The 7,953-nt window shown below is 70.3% G+C and carries 9 protein-coding genes and 2 pseudogenes; 7 read left to right on the top strand and 4 right to left on the bottom strand.

Annotated features, from left to right (window positions below):
* Positions 1-380, top strand: a 380-nt coding sequence (locus KS423_RS31860) for a helicase associated domain-containing protein (RefSeq protein WP_224283233.1), incomplete at its 5' end; no start/stop codon positions are given.
* Here KS423_RS31860 and KS423_RS31865 read toward each other — a convergent pair.
* Complete coding sequence (locus KS423_RS31865; RefSeq protein WP_224283234.1) at positions 375-842, bottom strand: cupin domain-containing protein; 468 nt, start codon at positions 840-842, stop codon at positions 375-377. The two genes, KS423_RS31860 and KS423_RS31865, sit on opposite strands and share 6 nt — an antisense overlap.
* Positions 843-994: 152 nt before the next feature.
* Between KS423_RS31865 and KS423_RS31870 the strand changes: the two genes are divergently transcribed.
* Both KS423_RS31870 and KS423_RS31875 read left to right on the top strand, forming a co-directional pair.
* Positions 995-1,168, top strand: coding sequence for a hypothetical protein (locus KS423_RS31870; RefSeq protein WP_224283235.1), 174 nt, complete (start codon positions 995-997; stop codon positions 1,166-1,168).
* Between the two features lie 258 nt (positions 1,169-1,426).
* Positions 1,427-1,692 (top strand): annotated as a pseudogene (locus tag KS423_RS31875) (hypothetical protein).
* Between the two features lie 337 nt (positions 1,693-2,029).
* Here KS423_RS31875 and KS423_RS31880 read toward each other — a convergent pair.
* Together KS423_RS31880 and KS423_RS31885 are read right to left on the bottom strand one after the other, a co-directional pair.
* A complete protein-coding gene (locus tag KS423_RS31880; protein ID WP_224283236.1) occupies positions 2,030-2,440 on the bottom strand; it encodes a hypothetical protein in 411 nt (136 codons plus the stop codon).
* Between the two features lie 387 nt (positions 2,441-2,827).
* Positions 2,828-3,748 (bottom strand): LysR family transcriptional regulator, encoded by a 921-nt coding sequence (locus tag KS423_RS31885; protein WP_224283237.1) that lies wholly within the window; start codon positions 3,746-3,748, stop codon positions 2,828-2,830.
* Between the two features lie 111 nt (positions 3,749-3,859).
* Here KS423_RS31885 and KS423_RS31890 point away from each other — a divergent pair, with 111 nt between their 5' ends.
* The 3 genes and pseudogenes from KS423_RS31890 (at position 3,860) to KS423_RS31895 (ending at position 6,651) form a co-directional block, all read left to right on the top strand.
* On the top strand, positions 3,860-4,537 hold the full coding sequence (locus KS423_RS31890; protein ID WP_263455446.1) for an aspartate/glutamate racemase family protein: 678 nt from the start codon (positions 3,860-3,862) through the stop codon (positions 4,535-4,537).
* Between the two features lie 339 nt (positions 4,538-4,876).
* Positions 4,877-5,029: pseudogene (locus KS423_RS48165) on the top strand (TetR family transcriptional regulator); the annotation flags it as partial.
* Positions 5,026-6,651, top strand: a complete 1,626-nt coding sequence (locus KS423_RS31895; RefSeq protein ID WP_308020273.1) for an MFS transporter — start codon at positions 5,026-5,028, stop codon at positions 6,649-6,651. The pseudogene KS423_RS48165 and the gene KS423_RS31895, both read left to right, overlap by 4 nt.
* A gap of 96 nt (positions 6,652-6,747) precedes the next feature.
* Here the strand turns inward: KS423_RS31895 and tnpA are convergent, their stop codons facing one another.
* The gene (gene tnpA, locus KS423_RS31900; protein ID WP_224283240.1) at positions 6,748-7,179 is read right to left on the bottom strand and encodes an IS200/IS605 family transposase; all 432 of its coding nucleotides are present in this window, start codon (positions 7,177-7,179) and stop codon (positions 6,748-6,750) included.
* A 25-nt stretch (positions 7,180-7,204) separates the two neighbouring features.
* Between tnpA and KS423_RS31905 the strand changes: the two genes are divergently transcribed.
* Positions 7,205-7,953 (top strand): RNA-guided endonuclease TnpB family protein (locus KS423_RS31905; RefSeq protein ID WP_224283241.1); only part of this gene is annotated, 749 nt, incomplete at its 3' end.

Here is a 7,953-nt window from a genome sequence, read left to right on the forward strand (position 1 = left end):
ACCCGCGGGCCGTGGAGTGGCAGCGGATGCACGCGGTCGCAGCGGTGTTCCACGTCCAGCACGGCCATCTCGACCCCACCGACAGGACGAAGCACGCGGAGCTGATCTCCTGGCTCGCCCGTCAGCGTCACCTGGGCGGCCAGGGCCTGGTCGATGCGGCTCGGGTCAGCGGGTTGGACGCGTTCGGCATGACCTGGTCGAAGCTCGCCAACGCCTGGGAGCGATACCGGCCGCAGCGGTTGAACAGCCGCAACGCCGTGATGCGCGTCCACCCCGCGCTGATGGTGAGTCTGTCAGGGCGTTCCACAGGCGTGGGGGAGTGCTGCTTGCTTGCAGGAGAGCGCGCACCCGTTCCAGTCCGGGGCTGTGGTTGCTTATGACCCCAGTGGCAGGTACGGCTCGGTCGAATAGCGGGCCATCACCTCAAGGATGGCGTTCTCCTCCACCTGGTCCAGGCTGCCATGCTGCGCGATCAGGGCGGACAGGTCGCGGAGGTAGCCGATGTAGAGGTCCGGAGCCACCGTGCAGATGAAGGCTGCCCACTCGGCGGGGTCCGGGTTCGAAAAGGTGTGGGGAACACCGATCGGCGCGGTCACCGTTCCTCCGGCAGTCACGTCAGCGTGCTCGCCGGCGGACGTGAAGCGCATCGTCCCGGACAGGACATAGAACGTCTCGGAGTGCTGACGGTGGATGTGCTGAGGCGGCCCGCCGCTGTTCGGCGGCAGACGGTCCACCATGACCCCCACCCGGTGCCCGGTGTGCGAGCCGTCCTCCAGAATGCGCATCCCGGTCAAGCCGGCAAGCACCTCGCCACCACCCGCCGGAACGAGAACGACGTCCATGGCACGCACCTTTACCCTGTGACGAGAGCACCAGGACACTCCCACCGCACCCATCTCTTCCCTGTCAGGCAGGCCCGCCGTCGATCGGCGTCGGCCTTTACCAGAGCCGGCCGCCCGGCCTGCGGGAGACCGACCCGGCCGATCCACCCGGCATGCTCCAGGCCCAACTCGCGAGCTCTGGCGGCGGCGCCGGCCAGGACCAGGAGCAGGCCCATGTCGTCCACCCCGGCGGTCTCTCCCCGGGCCAGGCCGCGGGCGGGAACCAGCCGGGCCAGGGCTTCGGGGACGGGCAGCACGCCGTCCCCGCCGCCAGGCGGCCGGGATGACCCTGGAGAACATCCAGCAGGCCCTCCACAGCGGCCGGGACGACGAGCGCACCGCAGACCGGTACACCGAACGCCGGAGACGAGACCGCCTTCACCACCGCGGCCGCCATCGGCACCGAGTGGCACCCCGTACGCGACCACACAGCCGAGACCAGGGCCAGGACGACGGCCTGGCCGCCGACGTCGAACCGGCCTGGTGGTGAACCGCACCGCCCGATCGCCCCCGGGGTGTCGGTGGCGGCTGGGATGCTGGGCGCCATGGACGACGAGGCGTTGCTGCGGGGCCGGGTCTACGGCGCCGACCACGACGACCCGGCCCCCAACCGGGGCACGAGTACCGCGAGCTCGTCGGCGGCTCGCTCGACGGCCTCCTCTTGGACGTCACCGGCTGGGACGCCGACCAGCTCGCCGACGGTGCCACACTCCCCACCGAGATCGGCGCCTACGGCGCAGGCGGCCGCGCCCACTACGAACCCCGGCCTACGGGCCCACACCGATGGGACTGGCAAGGGGACGCGCTCTGACACCGCCCCGGACCAACCCCAGCGGCACTGCGGTGCCCGCCCGCACACACTGGGAGGGCCGGTCCGCGCCCGAACCCCCGAGCGGGCAGCGGACCGGTCCCCGACCGAGGCATGAGTGCCCGACGGCCTCGACGCGCTGGGCCAGGAACAGCAGCACGGCGACGGTCAGCCCGGAGCCGGCGTTCGCGAGCACCGTGCCGAGCATCCGGCCAGGGTCACGTCAGGCCGGCCGCTCCGGCCGCGACACCGCCTGGGGACGACGGTCCGTCCCATGGGTGCGCGACGCAGCGTTGACACCCGGGTGGCATCGAGCAGGCCCTGTCATCGTCCGGCGGTGTCAGCGGACGAAGATCCGGTGCGGGGTGTTCGTGGTGGCGGGCTGGTTGCGGTCCAGGCGGACGCCCGGATAGGTCTTTGCCCCGTTGCGTACGCCGAAGCTGGTGGCTACGGCCAGCAAGCCGGTCACGCCTGCCAGACCGGCACCGGCGCCGCCGCCGCCGATGAGGCAAGCGATGACAACAAGGCCGATCCCCGCCGCGAGCAGGAGCCAGCCGAGCGTGCTGCGGGTCCGCTGCTTCTGCGCGGCGGTCGGCTCGGATTCCAGCACGACCCTGATGGGGACGCGGCAGTCTCCGCAGACTACGTCGAGGACGACGGCCCCTGCCTCCGGGCGCCGACTCGCGCCGAGCGGGAACAGGCGCCACTGCGACCGATAGGTCGTGCTACGCACCCCCTCGGTGCGGGTCATGCTCGCTCGGTGGCCCAGACGAAACTGTGAGACTTCAGTGGGCACGCTCATGGATCTCGCTCCGCTCCCCCGTACACGGTCCCCCACGCGTCCGCGCGAGCCGCGATTTTAACAGACACCCGTGCACACGTGATGAGGATCCGCGAAACGGGTTGGGGTGTGATGCCGCCGGCGGTGAGGAGGTGTCGCCGGTCGGGACGCGCCGGCCGTGCAGGACCAGGCCCAGGAGGCTCGGCCCGGTCGGCGGTCGGCCGAGCGTCTGGTCTCGGCGTCATGGTCGCCGCTACCAGCTATGCCGCCCTGGCCCTGGCCGGCGGCCTTCTCGCCCGGCACTCCTGCTGGCGGCCGCAACCTCCTACCGCCGATGACCCGTGATCCGAGAACCCGCTACGTGGGTGGTGTGTCTTGGCTGCTGAGCGTGTCGCGTGCGATTGCTGCCTGCTGAAGGGCTCGGGTGGTCTGCGTGATGGCGGGGATCTGGAGCGTTTCACGGTGGCACAGCAGGTACAGGGCCCGGGCGGTGGTCCCGAGTGGGAGTACCTGCACGTCGGGGTGGCGGTAGGCGTCGAGGGCGAGTTGCGGCAGGAGGGCGACGCCCAGGTCGCGGGCCACCAGGTTCTGGATGACGACGTAGTCGTCGGTGCTGTGCCGGATGTCGGGGGTGAAGCCGGCGGCCTCGCAGGTGCGGGTGAGGTGGGCGGCGCAGCTCGGGCAGCCGGCGATCCACGGGGTTGATGTCAGGCAGGTGAGGGGCTCGGTGGCGGTCGCTGCGGAGTGTCCGGTGGGGACGACCAGGCGCACCGGGTCGTGGGCGAGCGGGATCTGCTGGAGGTCGGGGCCGTGCTCGGGTGGCCGGTTGTCGTGGGAGAAGAGCACGGCGAGGTCGGCGTCTCCGATGGTTACCAGACGGGCGGCCTCGGGTGGTTCGCACTCGGTCAGGCGGACTTCGAGTCCGGGGTGGTGGCGTGCCAGGTCCGTCATGGCGGTCGGCACGAGGGTGGCGCAGGCGGAGGGGAAGGCTGTCAGGCGTACGGTGCCGGCGCTGAGGTCGGCGAGTGCGGCCATGTCGTCTCCGGCCGCGTGCAGGCGGGTGGCGATGGCGTCGGCGTGGCGCAGCAGCGTGGTGCCGGCCTCGGTGAGCCTGATGCCGCGGGAGTGGCGGACCACGAGCGGGAGGCCCGCCTGCCGTTCGAGCTGGCGCAGGTGCTGGCTGACGGCGGGCTGGGTCCAGCCGAGTTTGCGGGCCGCCGCCGCGATCGATTCGGTGCGGGCGACCTCGCGGAAGATCAGCAGGCGGTGAGGGTCCATAGCCCCAAGTATCTCTTGGGGGTCGGGCAAGGAAGACGGGGCTACCGCGAGTGCCGGGTGCGAAGCACTCTGGAGCCTCGGAGATCAGGAGGACACGTGCGGAGCATCGGATTGATCGGCGGGATGAGCTGGGAGTCCTCGGCGGAGTACTACCGGCTGCTCAACGGGCTCACCCGGGAGCGGCTGGGCGGGCACCATTGCGCGCCGAGCGTGATGGTCACCGTGGATTTCGCCGAGATCGAGGCGATGCAGCGGGCCGACGACTGGCAGGGTGCGGCCCAGCGGCTCGCCGGGGCCGCGGTGAGTCTGGAGCGGGCCGGGGCGGAGCTGGTCGTGTTGTGCACCAACACGATGCATCGCGTGGCGGACGAGATCGCCGCCGCGATCCGGATCCCGTTCGTGGACATCATCGATACGACGGTGCAGCGGATCGAGGCGGCCGGCATGCGCACCGTTGGCTTGCTGGGCACGCGGTTCACGATGGAGGGCGAGTTCTACCGGGCCCGGATGGCGGAGTGCGGGATCGAGGTCATCGTCCCGCACGCGCCTGACCGTGTACTCGTCCACGACGTCATCTACCACGAACTGACCCGAGGGCGGATTCAGGACTCCTCGCGGCAGGAGTTCAAGCGGATCGTCGACGCCCTCGCCGAACGGGGGGCCGAGGGCGTGATCCTCGGTTGTACCGAGATCCCGCTGCTGATCGGCCCGGCCGACAGCCGGGCGCCGCTCTTCGACACCACCCGCCTGCACATCGAACATGCCGTTGAACTGGCTCTGGCCCCATAAGACACGGTGCCCAGCGACACCACCTGCACCAGAGCGGCGTCGGGACCGAACTCGTCTTCCTGCTCGCCGGTCAAAAGCCGGATGGCGAACAGCGCCTGGCGCCGTGTCCGGGCCCCCCGATACGGCGGGCAACCACCGGCTCGTCGGTGATCGGCGAGACGGAGCTGGTGGGGCTGAAGGTCAAGCAGCTGACCAAGCTCCGCCGGGACAAGATCGGCTTCATCTTCCAGACGTTCAACCTGCTGCCCACGCTGACGGCGCTGGAGAACATCACGCTGCCGATGGACATCGCCGGCCGCAAGGTCGACAAGGCCTGGCTGGACAGGGCGGACACCGTCGGACCGGCCATCACGGGTTCTTGCGTGGGTCGCCTGCCTGGACGGCCTGGCCCTCAACGCCGTGACCGACCCAGACGCCTACCCGCCGGACCTCCAACGGCGCGTCCTGCGAACCCAGCTGGACCTCATCCTCGAAAGACACCGCAGCCTGTGACCATCCACGCCCTGACCATCACCCAGGCCGCACCCGACGACCCGAGAGTCCTGCAGCTGGTCCGCGACCTCGACGCCGACCTCACCGCGCGCTACCCCGACGAGCCCGGCACCGGCGGCGCCCACCTCCACCCCGACATCCGCTTCCTGCTGGCCGAGGCCGACGGTCGGCCCGTCGGCTGCTGCGCGATCCAGCCGTTCCCCGACGGCGCGGCCGAGCTCAAGCACCTGTACGTCACACCCGACGCCCGCGGACACGGCATCGCCACCCGACTGCTCGCCGAGGCCGAACGCACCGCTGCCGCTCTCGGACACCCCGAGATCCGCCTGGAAACCACCGTCCACCAGCCCGAGGCCATCGCCCTCTACACCCGCGCCGGCTACACCCCCATCCCCAACAACCCGCCCTACCAGGACAAGCAGCTCGACCGCTGCTACGCCAAGCCGCTCCCGTGCCCGGCGCACGACGGCAGTGCCGAGGAATCCGCATACGCTACGCAGAGCGCCGCAGGCAAGCACCTGGCCCCTTCCTGCCCTGAGGCCGAAGCAGGCATGGCCTCCGGCCGCCGTCCAGCCCGAAAGATGCTGCACGAGACGGTGGGCGGGCTGCCGAAGCAGTTCTGGTGGCTCTGGGTGAGCACGCTGGTGAACAAGCTCGGCACCTTCGTGGTCACCTTCCTGGCGCTCTACCTGACCGCCGAGCGCGGTTACTCGGCCTCCTACGCGGGCTTGGTGGCCTCACTGTTCGGCCTGGGCTCGGCGATCGCGGCCATCGGCGCCGGGGTGCTGACCGACCGGATCGGGCGCCGCCCGACCCTGCTCGCCGCCCAGCTCGGCACCGCGCTGTTCACCGCCGTCCTCGGCTTCGCCGCCGGCCAGGTGGCGATCGCCGCAGTGGCCTTCCTGGTCGGGCTCTGCGGCAACGCCACCCGGCCGGCCACTTCGGCGATCATCGCCGACCTGGTGCCGGCCGAGGACCGGGTCCGCGCGTACTCGCTGAACTACTGGGCGAACAACATCGGCTTCGGCCTCGCGGCCGCCGCGGCCGGCCTGATCGCCACTCACGGCTACCTCACGCTCTTCCGGCTGGACGCGCTCTCCACTCTGGTCTGCGCCGTGGTGATCTTCGTCCGCATCCCGGAGACCAGGCCGCAGACGCCGGCGGGGGCCGCGGCGCAGGGCGCCGCCGAACCGGCGGCCGGCCTCGGCACCGTGTTCCGGGACGCACCGTTCATGGCGGTCGTCGGGCTCAACCTGCTGTTCGCCCTGATCTTCCACCAGGGCACCACCACACTGGCCGTCGACATGGGAGCCTCGGGCATCACGGCGGCCGAGTACGGGCTGGTCATCGGCCTGAACGGGGTGCTGATCGTGGTGCTGCAGCTTCCGCTCACCCGCTGGATGGAGGGCCGCTCCCGGACCGGCCTGCTGATCGCCAGCTGTCTGTTCACCGGCTGGGGTTTCGGGCTGGCGGCGCTGGCCGGGTCGTCCGCGTGGCTGTTCGCGCTCTCGGTGGCGGTCTGGACGGTCGGCGAGATCCTGAACGCGCCGACCATGATGGGCCTGGTCGCCGAGCTCGCGCCGACCCACGCCCGCGGCCGCTACCAGGGCGTCTACCTCTGATCTTGGCCAGTGCTCCGGTGTTTACGCCGGAGGTGAAGGCCGTCCTTGTCTCGGAGGCGCGGAGCGCCGGAGTTCTCTGCGCCTGCGGGGCGGGGGTCAGGCGGTCGGGCGTTGCTGACTCTCGATGTATTGGCGTACGACGGTGAGTGGCGCGCCACCGCATGAGCCCGCGAAGTAGGAGCCGGACCGGAAGCGGCCGCCCCACAGGTAGCGGCGGACGTGGCTGTCGTACTCCTGTCGGGGCCTGCGGGAGCTGACGCCTTTGAGGCTGTTGACCGGCTTGGAGAGCTTGACTTTGGGCGGGTGGTGCACCAGTAGGTGTACGTGATCCTGCTTGCCGTTGAACTGCTTCAACTCGGCTTCGAAGTCCGTACACACGTCCTGCGTGATCTCTTCGCAGCGGGTCAGCATGGCGTCGGTGAAGGCCCTGCGCCGGTACTTGGTGACGAAAACCAAGTGGACGTGCAGGTGGTGGATGACGTGACGGCCGGTGCGCACGTCTGGGTTCGGATTCCAGCGTGGTGACATGAACCAGGATGCTACGGTGAGCATCGTGCAGCTTCGGTACGCCTTCCGCGTTTATCCGAGTGCCGGTCAGTGTGCGTCGCTGGCAAGGTCGTTCGGGTGTGCCCGGGTGGTTTTCAACGACGCGCTCCGCGTCCGTGAGGACGCCCGTGCTGCCGGGCTGCCGTTCGTCACGTCGGCGGAGCTTTCCAGGCGGCTGACGGCTTCGAAGAAGACCCCCGAGCGTGCCTGGCTCGGCGAGGTGTCGTCGGTGGTCCTGCAACAGTCGTTGCGGGACCTGGAGACCGCATACCGGAACTTCTTCGACGGTATCAAGGGCAAGCGGCCGAAGACGGGAGCGCCCCGGTTCAAGTCCCGCAGGGACAGCCGGCAGGCGATCCGCTTCACCGCCAACGCCGGATGGAGAATCACCGGTGGCGGGAAGCTGCGCCTGCCGAAGATCGGCGACGTACGGGTGAAGTGGTCGCGGTCGCTGCCGTCGGTGCCGTCCACGGTGACCGTGGTCAAGGACGCCGCCGGGCGGTACTTCGCCTCCTTCGTGGTCGAGACCGACCCGGCCGCCGACCTTGAGCGGATGCCCGAGGCTGACGCCACCGTGGGGATCGACCTCGGGCTCACGCACTTCGCGGTGCTCTCGGACGGCCGGAAGATCGACAGCCCGAAGTTCCTGCGCCGCGCCGAGAAGAAGTTGAAGCGCGCACAGCGGGCCCTGAGCCGAAAGGCGAAGGGGTCCAAGAATCGGGACAAGGCCCGGGTCAGGGTCGCCCGTGCTCATGG

The sequence above is a fragment of the Streptomyces sp. LS1784 genome (genome assembly GCF_020103755.1).
In the GTDB taxonomy this organism is placed as follows: domain Bacteria; phylum Actinomycetota; class Actinomycetes; order Streptomycetales; family Streptomycetaceae; genus Kitasatospora.

Bases quoted from the DNA above. Each gene is read 5' to 3' on its own strand.
- KS423_RS31880 (WP_224283236.1), bottom strand. From the start codon at position 2,440: ATGACCCGCACCGAGGGGGTGCGTAGCACGACCTATCGGTCGCAGTGG.
- tnpA (WP_224283240.1), bottom strand. From the start codon at position 7,179: ATGTCACCACGCTGGAATCCGAACCCAGACGTGCGCACCGGCCGTCAC.
- KS423_RS31870 (WP_224283235.1), top strand. From the start codon at position 995: ATGCTCCAGGCCCAACTCGCGAGCTCTGGCGGCGGCGCCGGCCAGGAC.
- KS423_RS31865 (WP_224283234.1), bottom strand. From the start codon at position 842: ATGGACGTCGTTCTCGTTCCGGCGGGTGGTGGCGAGGTGCTTGCCGGC.
- KS423_RS31885 (WP_224283237.1), bottom strand. From the start codon at position 3,748: ATGGACCCTCACCGCCTGCTGATCTTCCGCGAGGTCGCCCGCACCGAA.